This is a genomic window from Rummeliibacillus sp. NPDC094406, assembly GCF_044763875.1.
Taxonomy (GTDB): domain Bacteria; phylum Bacillota; class Bacilli; order Bacillales_A; family Planococcaceae; genus Rummeliibacillus.
Window position 1 is genome coordinate 169,480 of the sequence record NZ_JBIWGZ010000004.1, and the last position, 19,899, is coordinate 189,378.

A 19,899-nucleotide genomic window follows, 5' to 3' on the forward strand; every position below is an offset into this window, starting at 1 on the left:
AAATATATATTTTACGAATGCTTCCTTTTAGAGTAAAGTAAATATGTTAAAAAAATCGTACGAAGGTCAGACGGTTACCGCGAATACCGTCTACTGCATCGGACGGTTTTTTCTATTTGAAAATAAAGGTGTGATTTTTGTGAAGATACTAAAAATAATTGTTCAAATTATTTTTCTATACGGTATTTTGCTTTTAGGGGATGGTATTGCAAAAGTAAGCCAACTACCAATTCCAGGTAGTATTATTGGACTTATCTTATTATTCGTTGCATTACAGTTGCACATTGTTAAACTCGAATGGGTAGATCTTGGGGCTGGGCTATTAACTGGTGAGTTATTATTATTCTTTGTTCCTTCTGCAGTAGGGGTTGTGCAATATGATCAAATTCTTGGGGTAATTGGTATTAAACTTGTTACAGTGATTGTTCTTAGTACAATTGTTGTGATGGCATGTACAGGTTTAGTTGCGGATTATGTACAAAAAAGAGGGATGAAGAAAGTATGAGCCTAATAGGTATCATTAGTTTTTTGGGGACAATTATTATTTTTCTATTAAGTAAAAAAGTATATCAAAAGATGAATTGGATTATATTATCACCATTATTAATTTGTCCATTAATTATTATTGTAGTATTGCTTGTTACACATACTTCATACTCAGATTATAATTCAGGAGCTACTTGGTTATCTAATCTTTTGGGGCCAGCAACTGTTGCATTTGCAGTTCCGATTTATAAAAACTTTGCTTTATTAAAAAAACATGCGATAGCAATCGGAGCAAGTCTTGTAACAGGTTCTGCTGTTGCAATTGTTTCATCATTCTTATTTGCGATGTGGATCGGGTTATCCAATGAAATGATTAATAGTTTAGTGCCACGTTCCATTACAACTCCAATTGCAATGGATATTTCAGAAATCATCGGTGGGGAGCCAACAATGACAGCTGTTTTTGTGATTGTCACAGGGTTGACAGGTAGTATTGTCGGGCCATTTGTAATTAAATCGATTCGTATTCGAACATCAGCGGCAAAAGGGTTACTTCTTGGTATGGGGGCACATGGTTGTGGCACATCTAAAGCGTTTGAAATAGGGGAGTTAGAAGGAACTTATTCAAGCCTAGCAATGATTGTGGCAGCACTGATTAGTATTGTTTTGTCTGATACATTCTTCCCTGTACTTCAACACTATTTAATAGGATAGATTATTATATTTTCAGAAATTAAAAACCCACTTTTAAGTTTGTTAGACTTGAAAGAGGGTTTTTGGTTTAAAAAGTAGCTGTAATTATTGATAAATGAAAAGTTTTTGGCCACTTTCTATGGCATTGGTATTTAATCGATTCCATTGTTTGATCGATGTCACTGAGACACCGTATTTGTTTGATAGTGAATGAAGTGTTTCACCGCTTTTTACGACTACTTGTTTTGGGCCATTAGCTGGGTGATCATATTGAGTTAAATGATATTGTTTAATCAGGGCATTTAACTTTTGATGGTAATTGGTATCAGTCGCGTAGGTGCCAGTTAAATATTTTGTTGCTTCTTTATATGATTTTGTTTTACTTTTAAATGTTTTTTGATAATACTTTGTATTCCAAGAAACGCCTTTTTGAAGTAATTCTGCGTAGTCTTCTAATGAAGCTTTATAGTTAGGGTATTTTCTGAATTTTGCTTGTATTTGGTGCATTTGACCAGTGCCATTATCTTCAGAAGTTTGAAAGGTTACAGATTGTTTTTTATATGAACCTTTGATGCCAAAAAGGTTATTATTTGGTGGTGAACTAAGATCGCTAGTCCCTCCATTACTTTCTAACACTGCTTGGGCAATCATAACAGAAGCATACAAATCATGGTTAGATGCGATGTCACGCGCATTTTCAGCAATGGAGCCGATAAAACTTTCCACACTTTGATCTTCTATGTATTTTTCGGATGGTCCAGTAGCAGTTTCAGAAAATTGTTGAATGATGATAAAAACAGAGGTAGCAAATAATATTGTTGTAAAAAGTGTTAGTAGTAAAGTCTTTTTCATGGATTTACGGCTTAATTAATGTAAACCTTCCTCCTTCCAATATATTCATATATTATAGTTTACCATGTTATTAGTGACGGGTGTTATTTTAAAAAGTTTCTTAATGATATAAATTGTTTAGTCATCTGTTGCTTGAGAATTTACTCGATAGTTTATTTAGAGGTTTTTTTGTAACATGAAAATCATCAGAATAACTCATTGAGGGATGCAAACTCTAGTTAATGATAAAAACATAAACTTAAAGGTAATAAGAGTTTGTCCCACTTTGAAACTAAAAAACTGGACGCCAATTGTAGACGTCCAGACAATGTTGTTAACGATCATTTAGAGCAAGACAAATTGCCTCATTAACAACCAATTTTGCGGAGTTTGTTGATTATTTCTACTATAAAACATAATTATTAAGTTGATATTGAGAGATTGAAAACAATTGTAAATTAGTAATTATCATTAGAAAGATAGCATGGAAGGTGAATAATGATATTGCGCGAAATAATTATCAGAATATTCCCTGGGGAATATTATATGTTGATAGATTATTATGGCAAAGCCAGTGAAAAGTGCCGTCTGTAGTAGAGCATATAATTCTGAACAGTGAAATTTCAATGTGTAAAATGTTCGTATTTAAAAATTGGATTTAAAAATTGATTTAAATGTATTTTTGTTTGATAAAGTTATAAGCTTATGAATCTAATGATAAAGCCATATTGTAAATTGTGGTAGTTTAGGATAAAGTAGTGTCACTACTTTATAGGAGGTACTAATGCAATTTATGTCCTATTTCCATCCGATTGTCTGGATTATTTTAAATGGAACAATTTTTACCCGTATTGCAAGCTTTATGACCATTCCTTTTTTAGCTATCTATTTGCAAAATGAGTTACATGCCTCTCCATTAATTATTGGCGTAACTTTAGGAATTGCGCAACTCTGTGCAACAGTTGGTGGTTTTATAGGTGGCTATTTAACAGATAAATTTGGACGGAAATTTATCATTTTAACAACCATCTTTATTTGGAGTGCAGTGTTCGTGGGATTTGCAACTGTCCGAGTTGTTGGATTGTTTATCGTGCTAAATGCAGTAAATGGGTTGTGTCGATCGTTTTTTGAACCTGCAACACAGGCGTTGATGATTGATTTTACAGTAGAGAAGAAGAGAAGACGCTTGTTTTCATTCCGATACACAGCGATTAATATAGCAGCAGTAATCGGTCCACTTTGTGGTGTATGGATTTCTAGCATGTCCAATGCAAAGGTTCCTTTTTTAATCACGGCATCGATGTACGCAATTTACGGTGTATTTTTGATTTTCACTTTCAAAAAATATGAAGTAACACCTCAAAAGCATGAAGAAAAACAAACGATTTTGCAAATGTTCAAAGTCGTTTTTGCAGATCAAAAACTGTTGTACTTACTTGCAGGAGGGATCCTTGTTAGTCTAGGCTATTCTCAATTTGACTCAACATTGCCACAGTACATAAATTTGAATATTGAAAATGGGGTTAAGCTATTTTCTGTTTTGATTACGCTAAATGCCATTGTTGTATTGGCGTTGCAATTACCAATTGGGATTTATACTGAAAGAATATCCATTATGAAAAGTCTAATTATCGGGATTCTTTTCCTTGCAGCTGGTTTCGTCATTTTTAATTTTGCCAATACTTCTTGGGTATTTGTTGTGGGGATGATCATTTTTACAATCGGTGAAATATTCGCGTTTCCAATGATGAATGCTTTGATTGAAGAAATCGCACCAGCCACTCAAAAAGCAACCTATCTAGGGGCTTCACAGTTTAAAAATTTAGGAGGATTTATAGGACCGGTATTAGGTGGATGGTTACTAGTCCACTTTGAATCTCAACTGTACATTGTGATGGCTGCTATTTCCCTATTTAGTATAATCTTTTATCGATTGGCTTTTTCGAAAAAACAGGTAGTATAAATAATAAGAAAAAATAGTATTCGTTAAAGAGCTTCTTTCTTTTATTAGAGAGAAGCTCTTTGTATTACTTGCACCAAACCTTTTTCAGTCTCATTATTCCTTCCTCGATTTGCTCTAATGATAAACCTCCATATCCAATGATAACGAGTTGCTGATTTGAAGATTGTTGGTAAGAGGAGGAGCACGGATAGACTTTTACTCCAACTGAAAATGCCCTTTCTATGGCCTCTTTTTCACTTAGAGAGTTAGGCAATTTTAATACGATGTGTAGACCTGATTTCTCGCCAATTATTTGAAATTCTTTTGAGAGATGCATGTTAATTGCAGAAATCAACGCTTGTTGTTTTTTTCGATAAAGAGTACGCATTTTCGCTAAGTGCTTGTCAAATTGCCCTTGGGCTATGAAATCGGCAAGTACGAGCTGATCGATTTTTGAAACGACTGTTTTCTGTTCATTGTAGAATTCAGAATATGAATCCACAAGAGCTCTTGGTAAAATCATATAGCTAATCCGTATCGACGGGACAAGTGTTTTTGAAAAAGTACCGGAATAGATGACACGCTGTAATTGATCCATTTTAGCTAAAGAGGGAATTGGCAGCCCTTTGAAACGATATTCTGAATCATAATCGTCTTCAATAATAAAAGTTTTTTCTGCAGCAGCCCATTTTAATAATGCTGCACGGCGCTCCACAGACATAACCATCCCTAATGGAAATTGATGGGCTGGTGTTGTATACAATAGATTGATCTTCTCTGTTGGTACAGTAACCCCAAACTCATCGACGGAGATATGATGTGTATGAAGACAGTGTTGATTAAAAATAGTCCGAGCTCGTTTAAAACCTGGCTCTTCAATTCCAGCTTGAATTGATGGTCCGAAAAAGTTACAAAGTGCCTGTAATTGATGCTGGGTACCACCATAGATAAATACTTGTGATGGATTGCAGTGTACACCCCGCGAACGCTGAACATAGTATGCTATTTCTTGACGGAGTATAGGCTCTCCTTGCCAAGTGTTATTCATCAAGTTTTGCGGTTGAAATTGTTTGTTGTATAATTTCCGCCAACTTGAATAAGGAAAAGTTGTAGTATCAATATGACCGTTATGAAAATCAATATCCACTTTTGATTTGATGCTTTCAATAGAGGGGGAGGGTAGAATTGTATTCTGAGATTGCTGCCATTCAAATTCAAAAGGCGAAACAAAGTAACCCGAACGCTCCTTACTGTATATAAATCCCTCTGCATCTAGCTGTTCATATGCTTCTTTCACAGTATGTACACTAACACCAAGATCAGCTGCCAAATTACGCTTGGAAGGTAACTTGCTTTGTGATACTAACTTTTTGGCGATTATTGCTTTTTTAATCTGGTCGTATATTTGAATATATTTTGGAGTACCATTTGTTAAAATAATAGATATTTCCATTTTACTCACCTCTGATATGAATTATTGCGATGAATATGAATATATTAAGCATACAAAAAATAATAGTAATATTAATTGAGCGCACTCCATCGTAATTGAAATCAAGAATTCCTAAATACTATCAAACAGGCTTTCTTTAATAGGATAATTTCCATGAAAGCCTGTTTTTTGTCAATCTTGATATAGATGTTATGTTAGATTTTCAAGCGGAATTCATAGCAATTAGGAAATTTGAACTCGAGTTGTTTTGAAGTTGTTTTTAATCAGCAGAAAGAAACTTAAGATTGCGCTTGGAAAATGCCGGTTTTTAACATAACAAAAGTATACGGTTCTTTGTAATAAATCATTATTAATATAACGATAAGATAAGGTTGAAGGTAAAGCATCTTTTACATAGTTCTCAGGGAGAATAGTAATACCAGCGCCATTTTCTACTAGAATTTTAGCCATTTCAAATCGTTCAATTTGGAATTCAATTTGTGGCTTAAGATCTATATGTTCAAATGCCCTCATAATCTGGGAACACGTTTGAAAAGAGGGCATTCCTAAGATTAAAGGCACATTACATAAATCTTGTAAATCAATGTTTTCTCTTAACATTAGAGGATGATTATTAGGAAGAACCACCACAAATTTTTCGGTATATAACGGTACAGCTTCAATTGTTTCATCGATGATTTCTTGGTTTGTCACAACCGCATGAACCTCGTATCGCAATAGAGCCTCTAATACGGTTTTACTATAAAGCGTATCAATCAACGTAAAATCATTATGAGGATAAGTTTGTTTATGTTCATACATTAATCTGGCAAACCACCTATTAGCTGATTCAATCATTCCAATGATAATTTCAACACGATCTCCATCAATAATGTCTTGTATTTCCTCTTGTAAAATATTCATCTCTTGCAACATTTTGTTAGCTCGTTCATACAATAATTTCCCCACTTCTGTGAGTTGTAAATTACGAGTAGTGCGTTCTAAAAGCGGAGTTCCAAGTTCTCTTTCTAAATTTTGAATAGAGTTGCTTAATGATGGTTGTGATATATGGAGCGCTCTAGCTGCCTTTGAAAAACTATGATATTTAACGATTGTGATGAAATATGTCATTTGTTTTAAATCCATATGAATATCAACTCCTAACTCATTTATAGTTTTTAACTATTATAATATTAAAAATGAGTATTAGAAATTATAAAAAAATAAATCTATACTGAAATTATAGAATTTTTCGAAAGCACAAAGGAGTGTAGAGAATGTATAAAGAAACAGATGCTCTGATTTGGAGTGGGAGAACAGATAGTACCATCCGTTTAGAAAGTTTTCGTTATCATCAAGTCATGAATTGTCTACCTGTTTATCAGCTACAACAGATATCAGGAAAGAAACTTTCTATCATTGGATTTGAATGTGATGAAGGTGTTAGAAGAAACAAGGGGAGAGTTGGCGCTAGAAAGGCACCAAATGAAATTAGAAAACAATTAGCAAGCAATGCTTGGAGAGGGCCTCAAGAAATTGGTTTATATGATGTAGGCAATATATCTTGTGAAGGGAAACTATTAGAAGATGCGCAAGCGGAGTTAGGTAGTTATGTGAAAGAAATATTAAATGCAAATTCAAAATGTATTGTTATAGGTGGGGGGCATGAAACACTCTATGGACATTATCTTGGAGTTCGAGAAAGTGTAGGAAAAGAATCTAGAATTGGTTTAATAAATATCGATGCTCACTTTGATCTCCGTGAATATGATGAACAAATTTCTTCTGGTACCATGTTTAAACAAATTCTTGATGAAGATCAAAATGTAGAATATTTTGTTTGTGGTATACAGCGATATGGTAATACAACAGAATTATTTAATCGTGCGGATGAATTAGGGGTTACATATTTGTATGAGGATGAAATGAGCTTTGAATCTACTATAGAAACAGTGGATACATTTATAAAACGCTGCGACGTGATTCTTTTAACCTTATGTGCGGATGTATTAAGTGCAGCACATGCACCAGGGGTAAGTGCAACATCACCATTTGGCCTGGAACCGAAAATTGTAAGAAACATTATTCGCTATGTATGTGAAAATCCTAAAGTTACAAGTTTTAATATTTGTGAAGTAAATCCAGAGGTTGATGAGAATAATAGAACGGTTAAATTGGGAGCTTATTTAATTAATGAAGCGGTGATTGCTCTTCAAAAGGGGGAAAATAAATGATTGAAATCAACCAAATTACGACTCTATTTTTAGCTGTAGCTTTGTATATACTAGGTACATATCTTGTAAAGAAAGTAAATTTTCTTAATCGATTTTGTATTCCTGCTCCAGTTGTTGGTGGATTAATCTTTGCGATTGTTGCAACGATTTTAAAGACGACGGGAATTGTAGAAATAGTATTAGATACTTCTTTACAATCCATTTTCATGGTTACATTCTTTACAACAATTGGTTTGGGAGCAAGTTTTAAACTGGTAAAGCTCGGAGGAAAACTATTAATTATTTATTGGTTAGCTTGTGGCTTTCTTGCACTAATGCAAAATGTAATTGGGGTTTCATTGGCTAAAATGTTTGATATTAACCCACTATTCGGCGTGATGGCAGGAGCAGTTTCCATGGAAGGTGGACATGGGGCTGCTGCAGCTTATGGTCAAACAATCGAGGAATTAGGAGTTTCTTCAGCAGTAACGATTGGAATGGCTGCAGCTACCTGTGGTTTGGTTGCAGGTGGTTTAGTAGGTGGACCAGTTGTACAGTATTTGGTTAACAAATTTAACTTAAAACCATCTACTGAAGAAATGGAAGAATATATTGACAACGATGAGAAACCTGTAGAAGAAAAATCATTTATGCATCAAGTATTCTTAATTACACTTTGTATGGCTGTAGGTACATATGTTGGAGACTTTTTTACATCACTAACAGGCTTTGTATTGCCAGGTTATGTTGGAGCTATGTTTACTGCTGTTGTAGCCCGTAATATTATGGATCGAGTAAAACCTGGCTTCGTTAATATGAAGGAAATTAACCTAATTGGTGATGTTTCGTTAGGTGTTTTTCTTTCAATGGCGTTAATGAGTATTAAGCTTTGGGAAATTGCTGACCTAGCATTGCCTCTTTTCGGTATTATTATCGTACAGGTTCTATTTATTGTCCTATTCGGAGTTTTTGTATTATTCCGCTTATTAGGAAAAGATTATGATGCAGCTGTCATGGTAGCCGGATTCTTAGGTCATGGTTTAGGGGCAACTCCAAATGCGATGGCTAATATGTCTGCTGTAGTAAATAAATTCGGTCCATCCCGCAGGGCATTCTTAATCGTACCTATAGTTGGTGCGTTTTTAATCGATGTGTTTGGAATGCCAATCATCATTACAACGATTAATTTATTTAAATAAGAAAACGGATGACCAGCAAATATCTATCAGATATTTGCTGGTTTCTTGTTTATATTAAGCCTGAGGTTTAAGAGAGGGTATTCTCTCTTTGCGAAATGCAACAAAGAACCAAATCACATTGACTATAATAGCTAAACTACAAACGACTAAGACATTAACCAGTGCTGGAATTGAATAATTTATTGAATTTCCGATGACCAAAGCAATAAATAATACGAAAGCAAAAATTATAATGCCGAAAGCACATAGAAATGTCATGATGTATATTATCCAATCCAAACCGGTGAGATACAAGAATAAAGGAATCGCATAAAAGAGAAGAATACTACCAATCGATTCCCACATTCCCTGAGAGTTAAACTTATTTGCATTTTCCCCCAATTCTGATAACGGTGATAACGAACCGGCAATAATTATTGTACAAAATAATATTGCAGAAATAATTGTAACTACACTAATGCTTTTTTTATTTGTCATAGATCCTCCTAAGTTTTATTTTTTCTTTTTAGAGCTAAGTTACGGAAAAGTATTAATAAAATAATCACGATTATGGCCAAGCCAATCATTTTAAGCAACTCTGAATGTTCCTTTAAAAAGAATGAAAGGGAGAAGGTTTGTTTATATTCAATGGTTGCCTTCAGATACTCATTACCATCTCTCACAGCGATTGCATTGGAAGTTTTTTTACCTACAATTTGATAATACTTAGTTCCAATATCGTACCTATTTGAGGCGTTTCCGTTAAAATCGCCAATTTCATCTGGTATCGTATCGACTTCACCAATCTCCTTACCGATTTTATCGTCTGGAATCCTTTCATCTAATACTTGATAGACATACCCATCCCATGATACAAACGGATACGCCCATTTAAGTGCATTTACAGAAGTTGTGAATAACAAAAAGAAAATAATCATAAATAGCAAATTCATAATTGGGTGTCTTGATAAATATTTTCTAATCAAAATCGCCTCCTTTTTATGAAGATACATCCATAATATTCCCATATTTTGCGATCCTGAAATTTTACTCGTTACTTCATGAGTAAATAGCCCATTTTGCATAATCGTTAGCTTTTCGCCATTATGTTGAATAACAGACTTTGTGTTTAGAAAAAAATTTCACTAAAATTCTTACGGAAAATTTTAGTGTTTTTCTATATTTATACGTGAAGGTAATGAAAAAAATTTCAATTTTCGCTTAAAAAGGAAGCAAACAATTTCTCTTTGGCCAAAATTTTTGCTTAACATAGTTCATTTTTCAAGATCAGTAAGGAACTGTTTTAATTCTTTTGCAATTTCCTTCGATTTTTCATGATGAATATAATGATTTGTGTTTTCAAAGATGATTTGTTTTGAGTGAGTCGAAATGGATAATAGCTCCTGTTGCGTTTTCTCCCAATGATCATAACCATTGTTTGTGGCTGAAAAAATGAGAATAGGAATAGCCCCGATTGTTCCACTACTTAAAATTGTTTCTCCGTTTTCGCTCATCTGTTCTAGTTCTTCTTTCATATTAGGGTTATTCATATTTTTTAATGCCATATTTACTTTTAGATTCTGTATTTCTTGTGGCAAGCCATCAATATCAATGAATAAACTATCCATTGCACCTGTTTTTGCAAGTAAGTTCATAATTCCGAAATCTCGAAGTCCTTTCAAAGCTATCCAACCTAGATATTGCGATTTACCTAGTTGATAGTTTTTGGCGTATTGTGGGCTGATCCCATCAATCATCACTAAAGCCTTTACTTCTTCAGGATATAATTGAGCGTATCGTATGATTTCAAGAGTTCCCATTGAATGTCCAATGAAAATATAAGGTGGCTTCTCCTGTGATTTTTGCAGTAGCTCGCGCAATTCTTTTACAACTGTGTCGATATCTCTAGAAGAAGAAGTGTCTTCACTCCAACCATACCCAGGGCGTTCGTATAAGGCGAAATGCATATTGATGTCTAATTTAATGTAAAGCGGATAAAAATCTGCGAAAGGCGTTGTTGTACCACTTCCCGAAGTTAAAACTATGGTAGGTTTAGGTTCAGATTTTTTCTCATTTTTATAAATATGTATTTGATGATCATTCACTTCTATCATTTCTCCAACTGGAGGATATTTCTTCGTATTTTCTGATACATCAAATCTGTAATATAAATGTCCAACTAATAAAAGAAGAATAGCTATTGCTATAGGAATGGTGAACTTTTTCTTTTTAATATTTACTCACCCCTTTCATTTATTACTAAATTAACAAATAATTACTTTTATGTTATAATTATAACTAATTTATTTCAATACCAAAGGAAAAAATATTTTGTTATTTCCTAGGTCAAGCTTGAGAAAGAAAATAATGTGCATGCAAATAAATAATTTAGAGACAAATGTGAAAGTGTGGGGGATTTGATGAAGTTTACGAATAAGAAGCAAATTCAAAAGCTTTATCGAATGCAAATACAAGAAAAGAAAGAACAGGAAATCATATTTGTTGAAATGATCATTATCGTAGTCATTGCTGGTGTCGCGATTGCGATAAGCAATTATATTGGATAAAATTTTGTAATTCGTATGACTTTAAATAGAAATCTTAAACTAGATTTTCAATAATGCCAAGATTTATTTTGTGGAAATTCGGAGTACCATAGAGATTTTATTTTATAAACAAATGAGGTAGGAAAATGAAACATGTTTATGCATTCGAAAGCAAAAGTGAATATGATCAATACGATAAAATCATTCAGAAATTTAAAAAGAAATTGATTGAATATGAGCAAATATTAAAAAGAGATTTCTCGTTAGATGATAGCCCTAATGCAGTAGTATGGACTTCTTCCCAATTAGCGACGGAAACATTTTCTACTATTCCATTACCTGCGTACACGAGTAAAAATGTAATCTATATGTCTCCGGATATCGAAGAATGGCGGAAATTATTTATTCGACAATTAGATAATAAAAACGTACATAAGATTCGACAGTTTTACGAGAGCTATTCTGAAGTACACTTATTTGTCATACTTGCGCATGAACTAACACATCATCTCGATTTATTTATAGATGATTTTGATGATGAATGGACAAATAGTATTTGGTTTGAAGAGGGCATGTGCTTTTACTTGCCAAGAAAGCTACTCCTTAATGAAGCAGATTTTCAACAAATCTTACAAGTAGAGAAGGAATTAATTCAAGAATTCTCAAGTGAGTATGGTCATCATTCCTTAGATGATTTTGGCATAGAATCCTACACAGAGAGTTTATCGAGTATTATGTTTGACTATTGGAGAAGCTTTATTCAAATATATGAGTTAGTTGAAAGACGCTATAACCATAATATTCTGGAATTATTTAATGACTATCATCATTGGCACAATCAAGGTAGAAAAATTCCATTGACTCAATTTTTTTCTATGTAAAATTTTTAGATTCAAGAATCCTATAATAGAAAGTAGAATCATTCGATTGTTACATGGTTATTCGATTTGCTAAGAATCATCGTATTTCTGGAGAATGCTACCGGTTAAGTAGTATAGAAAATTGGGGGCTTAAAAGATTAATAGAGAGGAGAATGTGTAATGGAGTTTCCAAAATTAGAAACTGAAAGACTTCAGTTAGTTCAAATTACAAAAGATCATGCTCAATCCTATTATAATATAATGTCAAATGAGAAGGTGACTAAGTATTATGGAATGGATCCTTTGAAAAGTATTGAAGATGCTTTTAAAATGATTGATTCGTTTCAGAAAACGTTCGAGAGCAATAAAGGCATAAGATGGGGAATGATTGTGAAAGAAACAGGAGATTTCGTTGGTACAATTGGGTTAAATAATCTGAACATTGGAAGTAAAAAAGCTGAAATTGGATATGAACTTCATCCTGCATACTGGAACAAAGGTTTTACGACAGAAGCAGTTAAAGAAGTGTTACGTTATTCCTTTGAAGATTTAGATTTGTTTAGAATTGGGGCAGTTACTTATCCGCAAAACACTGCTTCTAATCAATTATTGTTACGAATAGGCTTTAAAAAAGAAGGCTTGCTAAGAGGTTACATCTATCAAAATAATCAATCTCATGATGCCTTCGTTTTTTCATTGCTCCACACAGAAGTAAAGTAATTGTTTTTCGCTTGAATCAATTTTATAAATCCATTTTTGTTTTTAATCCGAACATGATACACATTTACTTTTCACTATAGAAGTTAATTGACAATGCCTCATTATTAAGTGAGGCGTTTTTCTTTGTTTATAAAAGAAAGGAAACTCTTACTCTAAATTAAATAGCAACTAAATCTACTAAAGTACAAATATTTTGAAGAGATTTGACATAGTGTTTAGTAGCTTATTAATGGAGAGGGTGAGAGATGGTGAAAATGAATGGAAAGGTTATATTTAATGGAACATTATTAGCTGGGTTACTTATATGCACTTCAATTGGACATTATATTACGAATTCTGAAGCAACACCATCTATGAAAATAATGGAGAAAAAACAACAAAAAAATGAAGGTGCAATCAATATGAAAGAAATTGAACAAGCACAATTGATTGAAAAAGTTACAGAGCAGCTGAAGAAAAAGGGATATCAAGTTGGCTTTATACTTTCCATATATCCGGAAAATAAGAAGGAAATAGAAGCCGTTGTAAGATCAGAAACGAAGGATAAGGAAAAGACTATTCAAGAAATTACACGTACGATTGATGAAATTGCGAAAGAAAATAAATTAGGTGTGTTTAATACAATCGTGAATTTTCCAGATGAATAAGATGGTTAAATATCTAAAAATAGGGGCAGCGATACTGATCGTTGTCCTCTTGAAATTAAAGGCACTAATTCTAGGATAAATGCGTTGACTTTATTTTCGAAGATGTGTTACTATTATCTCGAATTAAAGATACTAGAATTAAAGGTAATAAAAGTGGTGATACGAATGGAACTAGAAAATAAAGAATTAAAAGCTTTAACAGTAATATTTCGTGCCTCCCAAGCGATTCAAGAAGTGATTCGAAAAGATGTAGCTTCATACGATCTTAATTCAACTGAATTTGCGGTACTTGAACTTCTTTATCATAAAGGTGAACAACCGATTCAAACAGTTGGTAAAAAAATATTGATTGCAAGTAGCAGTATTACGTATGTGATTGACAAATTAGAGAAAAAACAACTTGTTTTACGTAGAGATTGCCCAAATGATCGACGAGTAATCTATGCAACATTGACAACAAAAGGCAATGAGCTTATGGATCAGATTTTTCCTCTGCATCAAGAAAAAGTTGCGGGCATATTTGGGTGTCTAGAAGAAAATGAGTTAGATAAAATAATAGAGCTGATGAAGAAAATTGGATATCAGGCAGAGAAGCTCTAATTTTTTTTTAATAATATATCTCGAAATCGAGAGAATGTACAGTAGTACTAGGGGTATTATTTGAGTGGGAAATCGATGGTCCAGGATTTATGGGTGACGAGCTTTATAAAACAATAGGAGGAATTTTTTTCATTACCTCCATTTTTAGAGGAGAAGTATGACAAAAATGAAAAACTGGTACGTCCAATTAATACAGTTCAAAGCATAATGGAATAAGAATAAGAATACTTTTAAGGAGGTGAAATTTTATAAATGGGTTTTTTACAAAGTTTATTTGGTAAGAATATAGATGAAAAACAAACTGGAGGAGATAAAATGGTTAAAATCGGTATTATCTTAGGCTCAACACGTGAAGGAAGAGTAAGTCCACAAGTAGGTCAATGGGTTAAAGAATTAGCAGACAAACGCGGCGATGCAGAATACGAAATTATTGATATCGCAGAATTCAAATTACCACTATTAGGCGAACCTGGATTAGATGCATCAGGTGCAGCTGCTTGGTCACAAAAAGTTGCTGCTTGTGACGGTTTTGTATTTATCGCTCAAGAATATAACCACTCTATCACAGGTGCATTGAAAAACGCATTAGATTACTTACGTGAAGAATGGAATAACAAAGCAGCAGGTATCGTATCTTACGGTTCAGTAGGTGGTGCTCGTGCAGCAGAACATTTGCGAGGTATTTTGGGCGAATTATTAGTCGCAGATGTTCGCGTACACCCAGCATTATCATTATTTACTGACTTCGAAAACGGTTCAGTTTTCAAACCAAAAGAGGTTCAAGCGGATTCAGTAAACCAAATGCTAGATCAAGTAATTGCATGGTCAACTGCATTAAAAACAATTCGATAATTCGTTTTGAATTGATCATAGGAGCATGTGCATGTAAATTTGCATATGCTCTTTTTGTTGCCAATCACTAGCTGAATATTAGTGATAAACTTCATTTCTGGTAGGGGCTATTATGATTGATTTGGTTATGTTAAACATACCAAAAATAAGATAGTTTAGAGAAAAGGAGTGAATAGAAATGGAATTTACAACATTACATAATAAACAGGTTATGCTAAAACCGATGGAAAAAAGCGATATTGAAGGGATTTTAGAAGTTGCTATTTATCCAGAAATCTGGCGATATTTATCAATTACAATTGAATCTTTAACAGACACGCAAAAATATGTAGCGAATGCACTTGCCAATAAAGAAAGCGGAGTGGAATGCCCATTTGTGATCATGGATCCAAAAACAAAAACGATTATTGGTTCAACTAAATTTATGGATATTGATGAGAAACATAGTCGATTAGAAATAGGCTTCACATGGCTAACGCCTGCTTATTGGCAAACAGCAGTGAATACAAATTGTAAATACTTATTACTGCAATATTGCTTTGAAGTTCTAAAATTGAGACGTGTACAAATCAAAACAGATCATGAAAATAAGCGTTCCCAAAGAGCAATTGAGCGAATTGGTGCGCAAAGAGAAGGAGTCCTTCGCAATCACATGATGCGTAAAGATGGCACGATAAGACACACTGTTATGTATAGCGTGACAAACGAGGATTGGCCGGTAGTAAAACGAAGATTGGAAGAAATGATAGAGAGATAAAACTAAAAGCTTTTCGTTAATACTTGAGATTGCAATTCAAAAGCCTCTTTACTTTTTAATGTAAAGAGGCACTAATTTTTACTCGAAATGATCTACTTATTTTTTTGTGCTGTTTGATTTCGCAACTCGGCTATGAATTCAGTTGGTTGATCAATTCGAATTGCAACTTGATTGTATTTTTTTCGTATGCCAAGATAGAAGATTCCTTCAACTGGTTGTTTAAGTTTTAACAATACATTAGGATAAACTTTTTCAAAATCACGAACAATAAATTCGAGTGTATCTTTTGAAGATTTCTTCTGCAAAATTTCGTTATCCACAATAATTTCTTCTACTAAATCATATGGGATTTCTGAACGTTTCATAATCCCGGCAGAAATGAGCAACGAATTTTTTTGGAATGTCACCGGATTTAATCGCATAGCTTGCAAGTCAGCTAAAAAGAAGAAAACGGAATAGACGTTGAAAATAAGCAATACTATTGATAAAATAATTGATTTATCGTGAAGCCACCAATGAATTCCGAGTGTTTCAATGACAATAGCGTGAATCATCATTATTTGAAGGGCGATATAACTTGAATTTTTGTAAAGTGTAAATCCTTCCTGAGGTTCCTTTCGCCAACTGAAGAAGGCGTAATAAAACATCAATGCTTCTGAACATATGATATGAACGAGCCTATGTGATTTTACATGTTGATCAACTGATTGTGGAAACGCAAAGACGATAGAAAATGGGCTTTCTTTTGTTGTGCGAATAATTTTTGGCATGTAAATCACAAGAGACAGTAGTAAAGAAATTTCAAGTAAAAAAAGTGCAGCTTCAATGGCAAAACCTAACCATGTAAAAGCAACAAATGGTTGCAAATGCTCCATTGGTATGATGAAACGGGCTGCGATACAACCTGAAGCAGCAAGAAGATCCATTCTCTTTAATGTGAATTTTTTTTGATATAGCAGAAAAGTTAATGGAGCAATTACAATAAAGTCTACAAGCGATCCTAATACAACGCCGTTTGTGTCTTCAGGCAAAATCGACATGCCAAATGAAGTACGATATAAAACATAGTTTGAAGTAATAACCAGTATGCCGAATACTAGCCATAAAACACTTTTTGATTTTAATGCAGTCATAATCTCAACCCTCCGAAAATGGTTATCGAATTTTTCGGTGCCAATACATTAAGTTTATAAGATATGGATTATATTGTAAATAAGTTGATGAATGAAAATGTGAAATATTGTAGTCAATTTACATAAAATTATGACATTTAATATTAGTGAAATTTAAGATAAAAAAATCAATAATCGGATTTGTCTCATTTTGAAAATTCAATCTTATCTGAAGCAATTTTATCATAGGGTTATGCTGATCTTGTAGCAGTTGCTTGTGGCATTCTAAAGGAACCTAATTGGGCAATTCATGCTGTTAAAGAGATTACTCATAATTTAGAACCCCCGTTGCAGTAGGTGACTTTGGATTTAGTTTATTCACTTGAATCTCAACCTTAAATAACGTTTTACATATGTATACAAAGTTTAATAATCTTAGAAAAATGATGGGGGATTATTTATAAGTAATATAAAAATGTTATTTAATCTTAATTTTGTAGGTAATATGTCATTCGTTGTCATATCATATTGTTTGATAAAAAAGTAAAATACTCGTACAATGTTATAAAAGAACTAATCGAGTGAATTGCTTGTACATAAATAATATAAATACAGTTAACTTAGACTAATTAAGGAATGTGATGAATGTGTTGATTGCAGAAAGTCAGATTAATAAAGAGCTTATGCTAAGTTCAATTGAAAATAATGTAGCGATGATCCAATTCAACTTAAATCGGGAAGTAGAATATGTGAATGAGCTTTTTGCAAATACTTTAGGCTATCGAGTGGAAGAGATGTATGGGAAAAGTCATAAAGAATTTTGTTTTACTTCATTTGTGAAAAGCGTCGATTATGAAAGATTTTGGAGAAATTTATTTTCAGGAAAAAGCTTTCAAGACAAGGTGGAACGAATGGACGCTTCTGGAGATTCAGTGTGGTTAGAAGCAACCTATATGCCTATATTTGCAGCAAATAGTCGAAAGGTGATAGGCGTATTGAAAATTGCTTCGAATATTACAGAACGGCAAAACATGATTATTGATGTAGCAGATAATTTGAAGAAAATGTCAGAACAATTATTTAATAGCTCAGAAGCAGGAATAACAAGAAGTAAAGATTTACTTCAAACTATAAATCGAATAAGTGATGATTCCAAGGTTAATGCAGACAATTTAGTAAGATTACATAATGAGGCTGATTCCATTAAAGGAATAGTTAAAGCGATTCGTGAAATTGCTTCTCAAACCAATCTATTGGCATTAAATGCTGCAATTGAAGCAGCAAGAGCAGGCGAATATGGTCGTGGTTTTGACGTAGTTGCAAAAGAAGTAAGAAAACTCTCTGTTAGAGTAGAACATTCCATTACCGAAGTTAAAGAAAATATTGAAGGTATTGTGAAAGAAATCGAAAATGTTACAGATAGCATTAATCGGGTATCTGAAAGTGTGGAGAAAACAAACGAACAAATTAATGTGACAATGGAAGATTTCAAGAGAATATCCTCATCATCAGAAGAAATAGAAAAACGTTCACGTACATTTTTGGAAATCATTTAATAATATTTAAACTTACTCTAAAATAAAATGTAGCTTAAAGTAAACGAATGTACATTACTAATTCATTTTAGTGGTGTACATTTTTTATTTTGGATTTGATTAAAAACTCTTCAGAAACGGAGAAATTCAGATAATTATCAATTTTAAAGGGCTATCTGAATGTGAAGAATTCCACGTTTAAGATAGCCCTATGCATTATATAATATCTCTATTTTTAACAATTCAAGCTCGTATAATAAAAACTACTCACCAAAAACTTGATGCCATTCATCGCGTTTTGCTAAAAATTCTTTTGCTAATTCTTGAGCACCTTCTAGGCTATGACTTGCTGCCCATCCGCATTGTACTTCGTTACAAGCAGGTACAGCATTTGCATCAAGTACATCCTTTAATGTAAGTTCTAGAATATTTAGCACATCTTCATAATTATTATGGTTGATGAATGATAAATAAAATCCAGTTTGGCACCCCATAGGTGATAGGTCTATGACTTTGTCTGAATGGTTACGGATATTATCAGCCATTAGATGTTCAAGCGAGTGAAGTGCAGGCATTTCCATATGACCTTTGTTTGGTTGTTTAAAGCGGATATCATATTTGTACACAACATCGCCGTTTTGACCTTCCTTTACACCTGCTAATCGAACGTAAGGTGCAACAACTTTTGTATGATCTAAATCGAAACTTTCTACATTTGTTTTATCTTTTGACATATGATCGTCTCCTTTAAATAAATTCCATAGATTGAATAAACGTTTGAATTCGTTCATTTGATGTATTATTGAAAAATTGGTCGGTTGATCCGTCAAATAACAGTTCACCGTTTTCAAGGAACAAAATCCTATCAGCAACTTTACGAGCAAAGTTCAAGTTATGTGTGACAATAATCATCGATTTTCCTTCTTCAGCTAGCTTTTGTAATACCTTTAAAACTTCCCCCTCAAGTTCGGGATCTAGGGCACTAGTTGGCTCATCAAATAATAAGAATTTCGGATTCATTGCGAGTGCTCGAGCAATAGCTACGCGTTGCTGCTGACCGCCAGAAAGCTGAGAAGGATAATGATTTTCGCGCTGTGACATGCCTACTTTTGCAAGTAATTCCTTTGCGTCTTCAAGCGATTGTTGCTTATCTTGCTTAAGTACAGTCACCGGACCTTCAATAACATTTTCGATAACAGTTCGGTGTGGAAATAAGTTAAAGCTTTGAAACACCATTGCTGTATTTTTTCGAATGTTCATCTTATCAATCTTTGATATTGGTTGATCAAATGAAATGATTGTAGGAGGAATCGAAAGAAATCCTCTATTTGGTAATTCTAGCAAATTGATGCACCTAAGTAAAGTTGATTTTCCAGAACCAGATGGTCCAAGAATCACAGTAGTTTCACCTTCATGAAACTGGATTGAAATATTTTTTAGGGCGATATGATCTCCAAATCTTTTCGTAATGTCTTTGAATTGAACCATATGGACA

Annotated in this window: 22 protein-coding genes and 1 pseudogene; 14 read left to right on the top strand and 9 right to left on the bottom strand. The window is 33.4% G+C overall.

What is annotated here, in order from left to right; translation table 11 throughout:
- Positions 1–139 precede the first annotated feature (139 nt).
- Positions 140–505 carry a CidA/LrgA family protein gene (locus tag ACIQ4I_RS12545; protein ID WP_403096335.1) on the top strand — a complete coding sequence of 122 codons (366 nt, stop codon included), beginning with the start codon at positions 140–142 and terminating at the stop codon, positions 503–505.
- Positions 502–1,200, top strand: a complete 699-nt coding sequence (locus ACIQ4I_RS12550; RefSeq protein ID WP_403096336.1) for an LrgB family protein — start codon at positions 502–504, stop codon at positions 1,198–1,200. The genes ACIQ4I_RS12545 and ACIQ4I_RS12550 overlap by 4 nt, the downstream gene beginning before the upstream one ends.
- A gap of 84 nt (positions 1,201–1,284) precedes the next feature.
- Here ACIQ4I_RS12550 and ACIQ4I_RS12555 read toward each other — a convergent pair whose 3' ends face one another.
- A complete protein-coding gene (locus tag ACIQ4I_RS12555; protein WP_403096337.1) occupies positions 1,285–2,031 on the bottom strand; it encodes a glucosaminidase domain-containing protein in 747 nt (248 codons plus the stop codon).
- 763 nt (positions 2,032–2,794) lie between these two features.
- Here ACIQ4I_RS12555 and ACIQ4I_RS12560 point away from each other — a divergent pair.
- Positions 2,795–3,973, top strand: a complete 1,179-nt coding sequence (locus ACIQ4I_RS12560) for an MDR family MFS transporter (protein ID WP_403096339.1) — start codon at positions 2,795–2,797, stop codon at positions 3,971–3,973.
- A gap of 64 nt (positions 3,974–4,037) precedes the next feature.
- On the opposite strand, the gene pdxR is transcribed toward ACIQ4I_RS12560, so the two are convergent.
- On the bottom strand, positions 4,038–5,405 hold the full coding sequence (gene pdxR / locus ACIQ4I_RS12565; RefSeq protein WP_403096341.1) for a MocR-like pyridoxine biosynthesis transcription factor PdxR: 1,368 nt from the start codon (positions 5,403–5,405) through the stop codon (positions 4,038–4,040).
- Between the two features lie 222 nt (positions 5,406–5,627).
- Positions 5,628–6,530 carry a LysR family transcriptional regulator gene (locus ACIQ4I_RS12570; RefSeq protein WP_403096343.1) on the bottom strand — a complete coding sequence of 301 codons (903 nt, stop codon included), beginning with the start codon at positions 6,528–6,530 and terminating at the stop codon, positions 5,628–5,630.
- Between the two features lie 131 nt (positions 6,531–6,661).
- On the opposite strand from ACIQ4I_RS12570, the gene hutG reads away from it, so the two are divergent.
- A complete protein-coding gene (hutG, locus tag ACIQ4I_RS12575; RefSeq protein WP_403096345.1) occupies positions 6,662–7,618 on the top strand; it encodes a formimidoylglutamase in 957 nt (318 codons plus the stop codon).
- On the top strand, positions 7,615–8,796 hold the full coding sequence (gltS, locus tag ACIQ4I_RS12580) for a sodium/glutamate symporter (protein WP_403096346.1): 1,182 nt from the start codon (positions 7,615–7,617) through the stop codon (positions 8,794–8,796). The genes hutG and gltS overlap by 4 nt, the downstream gene beginning before the upstream one ends.
- Before the next feature lie 54 nt (positions 8,797–8,850).
- Here the strand turns inward: gltS and ACIQ4I_RS12585 are convergent, their stop codons facing one another.
- The 3 genes from ACIQ4I_RS12585 to ACIQ4I_RS12595 form a co-directional block, all read right to left on the bottom strand.
- Positions 8,851–9,273 (bottom strand): DUF5391 family protein, encoded by a 423-nt coding sequence (locus tag ACIQ4I_RS12585; RefSeq protein WP_403096347.1) that lies wholly within the window; start codon positions 9,271–9,273, stop codon positions 8,851–8,853.
- 8 nt (positions 9,274–9,281) lie between these two features.
- Positions 9,282–9,761 (bottom strand): hypothetical protein, encoded by a 480-nt coding sequence (locus tag ACIQ4I_RS12590; protein WP_403096349.1) that lies wholly within the window; start codon positions 9,759–9,761, stop codon positions 9,282–9,284.
- 288 nt (positions 9,762–10,049) lie between these two features.
- Positions 10,050–10,889, bottom strand: a complete 840-nt coding sequence (locus ACIQ4I_RS12595; protein WP_403096350.1) for an alpha/beta fold hydrolase — start codon at positions 10,887–10,889, stop codon at positions 10,050–10,052.
- 306 nt (positions 10,890–11,195) lie between these two features.
- Between ACIQ4I_RS12595 and ACIQ4I_RS12600 the strand changes: the two genes are divergently transcribed.
- The 8 genes and pseudogenes from ACIQ4I_RS12600 to ACIQ4I_RS12635 all read left to right on the top strand — a co-directional run bounded on the left by ACIQ4I_RS12600 (position 11,196) and on the right by ACIQ4I_RS12635 (position 15,757).
- Positions 11,196–11,342 (top strand): hypothetical protein, encoded by a 147-nt coding sequence (locus ACIQ4I_RS12600; protein ID WP_403096351.1) that lies wholly within the window; start codon positions 11,196–11,198, stop codon positions 11,340–11,342.
- A 125-nt stretch (positions 11,343–11,467) separates the two neighbouring features.
- Positions 11,468–12,202 (top strand): hypothetical protein, encoded by a 735-nt coding sequence (locus tag ACIQ4I_RS12605; RefSeq protein ID WP_403096353.1) that lies wholly within the window; start codon positions 11,468–11,470, stop codon positions 12,200–12,202.
- Between the two features lie 159 nt (positions 12,203–12,361).
- The gene (locus tag ACIQ4I_RS12610; RefSeq protein ID WP_403096355.1) at positions 12,362–12,901 is read left to right on the top strand and encodes a GNAT family N-acetyltransferase; all 540 of its coding nucleotides are present in this window, start codon (positions 12,362–12,364) and stop codon (positions 12,899–12,901) included.
- 245 nt (positions 12,902–13,146) lie between these two features.
- Positions 13,147–13,548: a hypothetical protein gene (locus tag ACIQ4I_RS12615; RefSeq protein WP_403096356.1), complete on the top strand. Its 402-nt coding sequence runs from the start codon at positions 13,147–13,149 to the stop codon at positions 13,546–13,548.
- 165 nt (positions 13,549–13,713) lie between these two features.
- Positions 13,714–14,148, top strand: coding sequence for a MarR family winged helix-turn-helix transcriptional regulator (locus ACIQ4I_RS12620; RefSeq protein WP_403096358.1), 435 nt, complete (start codon positions 13,714–13,716; stop codon positions 14,146–14,148).
- Between the two features lie 53 nt (positions 14,149–14,201).
- A pseudogene (locus ACIQ4I_RS12625) lies at positions 14,202–14,364 on the top strand (ring-cleaving dioxygenase); the annotation flags it as partial.
- Between the two features lie 36 nt (positions 14,365–14,400).
- Positions 14,401–15,000, top strand: coding sequence for an NADPH-dependent FMN reductase (locus ACIQ4I_RS12630; protein ID WP_403096359.1), 600 nt, complete (start codon positions 14,401–14,403; stop codon positions 14,998–15,000).
- Between the two features lie 178 nt (positions 15,001–15,178).
- Complete coding sequence (locus ACIQ4I_RS12635; protein WP_403096360.1) at positions 15,179–15,757, top strand: GNAT family N-acetyltransferase; 579 nt, start codon at positions 15,179–15,181, stop codon at positions 15,755–15,757.
- 92 nt (positions 15,758–15,849) lie between these two features.
- On the opposite strand, the gene ACIQ4I_RS12640 is transcribed toward ACIQ4I_RS12635, so the two are convergent.
- Positions 15,850–16,890, bottom strand: coding sequence for a beta-carotene 15,15'-monooxygenase (locus ACIQ4I_RS12640; protein ID WP_403096362.1), 1,041 nt, complete (start codon positions 16,888–16,890; stop codon positions 15,850–15,852).
- A 620-nt stretch (positions 16,891–17,510) separates the two neighbouring features.
- Between ACIQ4I_RS12640 and ACIQ4I_RS12645 the strand changes: the two genes are divergently transcribed.
- Positions 17,511–18,425 carry a methyl-accepting chemotaxis protein gene (locus ACIQ4I_RS12645; protein ID WP_403096363.1) on the top strand — a complete coding sequence of 305 codons (915 nt, stop codon included), beginning with the start codon at positions 17,511–17,513 and terminating at the stop codon, positions 18,423–18,425.
- Between the two features lie 242 nt (positions 18,426–18,667).
- Here ACIQ4I_RS12645 and ACIQ4I_RS12650 read toward each other — a convergent pair whose 3' ends face one another.
- Together ACIQ4I_RS12650 and ACIQ4I_RS12655 are read right to left on the bottom strand one after the other, a co-directional pair.
- Entirely contained in the window at positions 18,668–19,138 is a 471-nt protein-coding gene (locus tag ACIQ4I_RS12650; protein ID WP_403096365.1) for an S-ribosylhomocysteine lyase, read from the bottom strand.
- 13 nt (positions 19,139–19,151) lie between these two features.
- Positions 19,152–19,892 (bottom strand): amino acid ABC transporter ATP-binding protein, encoded by a 741-nt coding sequence (locus tag ACIQ4I_RS12655; RefSeq protein WP_403096366.1) that lies wholly within the window; start codon positions 19,890–19,892, stop codon positions 19,152–19,154.
- Positions 19,893–19,899: the final 7 nt, after the last annotated feature.

Coding starts and splice junctions, on each gene's coding strand:
- ACIQ4I_RS12550 (WP_403096336.1), top strand. CDS start 502: ATGAGCCTAATAGGTATCATTAGTTTTTTGGGGACAATTATTATTTTT.
- ACIQ4I_RS12555 (WP_403096337.1), bottom strand. CDS start 2,031: ATGAAAAAGACTTTACTACTAACACTTTTTACAACAATATTATTTGCT.
- ACIQ4I_RS12560 (WP_403096339.1), top strand. CDS start 2,795: ATGCAATTTATGTCCTATTTCCATCCGATTGTCTGGATTATTTTAAAT.
- pdxR (WP_403096341.1), bottom strand. CDS start 5,405: ATGGAAATATCTATTATTTTAACAAATGGTACTCCAAAATATATTCAA.
- ACIQ4I_RS12570 (WP_403096343.1), bottom strand. CDS start 6,530: ATGGATTTAAAACAAATGACATATTTCATCACAATCGTTAAATATCAT.
- hutG (WP_403096345.1), top strand. CDS start 6,662: ATGTATAAAGAAACAGATGCTCTGATTTGGAGTGGGAGAACAGATAGT.
- gltS (WP_403096346.1), top strand. CDS start 7,615: ATGATTGAAATCAACCAAATTACGACTCTATTTTTAGCTGTAGCTTTG.
- ACIQ4I_RS12585 (WP_403096347.1), bottom strand. CDS start 9,273: ATGACAAATAAAAAAAGCATTAGTGTAGTTACAATTATTTCTGCAATA.
- ACIQ4I_RS12595 (WP_403096350.1), bottom strand. CDS start 10,889: ATGATAGAAGTGAATGATCATCAAATACATATTTATAAAAATGAGAAA.
- ACIQ4I_RS12600 (WP_403096351.1), top strand. CDS start 11,196: ATGAAGTTTACGAATAAGAAGCAAATTCAAAAGCTTTATCGAATGCAA.
- ACIQ4I_RS12605 (WP_403096353.1), top strand. CDS start 11,468: ATGAAACATGTTTATGCATTCGAAAGCAAAAGTGAATATGATCAATAC.
- ACIQ4I_RS12610 (WP_403096355.1), top strand. CDS start 12,362: ATGGAGTTTCCAAAATTAGAAACTGAAAGACTTCAGTTAGTTCAAATT.
- ACIQ4I_RS12615 (WP_403096356.1), top strand. CDS start 13,147: ATGGTGAAAATGAATGGAAAGGTTATATTTAATGGAACATTATTAGCT.
- ACIQ4I_RS12620 (WP_403096358.1), top strand. CDS start 13,714: ATGGAACTAGAAAATAAAGAATTAAAAGCTTTAACAGTAATATTTCGT.
- ACIQ4I_RS12630 (WP_403096359.1), top strand. CDS start 14,401: ATGGGTTTTTTACAAAGTTTATTTGGTAAGAATATAGATGAAAAACAA.
- ACIQ4I_RS12635 (WP_403096360.1), top strand. CDS start 15,179: ATGGAATTTACAACATTACATAATAAACAGGTTATGCTAAAACCGATG.
- ACIQ4I_RS12640 (WP_403096362.1), bottom strand. CDS start 16,890: ATGACTGCATTAAAATCAAAAAGTGTTTTATGGCTAGTATTCGGCATA.
- ACIQ4I_RS12645 (WP_403096363.1), top strand. CDS start 17,511: ATGAATGTGTTGATTGCAGAAAGTCAGATTAATAAAGAGCTTATGCTA.
- ACIQ4I_RS12650 (WP_403096365.1), bottom strand. CDS start 19,138: ATGTCAAAAGATAAAACAAATGTAGAAAGTTTCGATTTAGATCATACA.
- ACIQ4I_RS12655 (WP_403096366.1), bottom strand. CDS start 19,892: ATGGTTCAATTCAAAGACATTACGAAAAGATTTGGAGATCATATCGCC.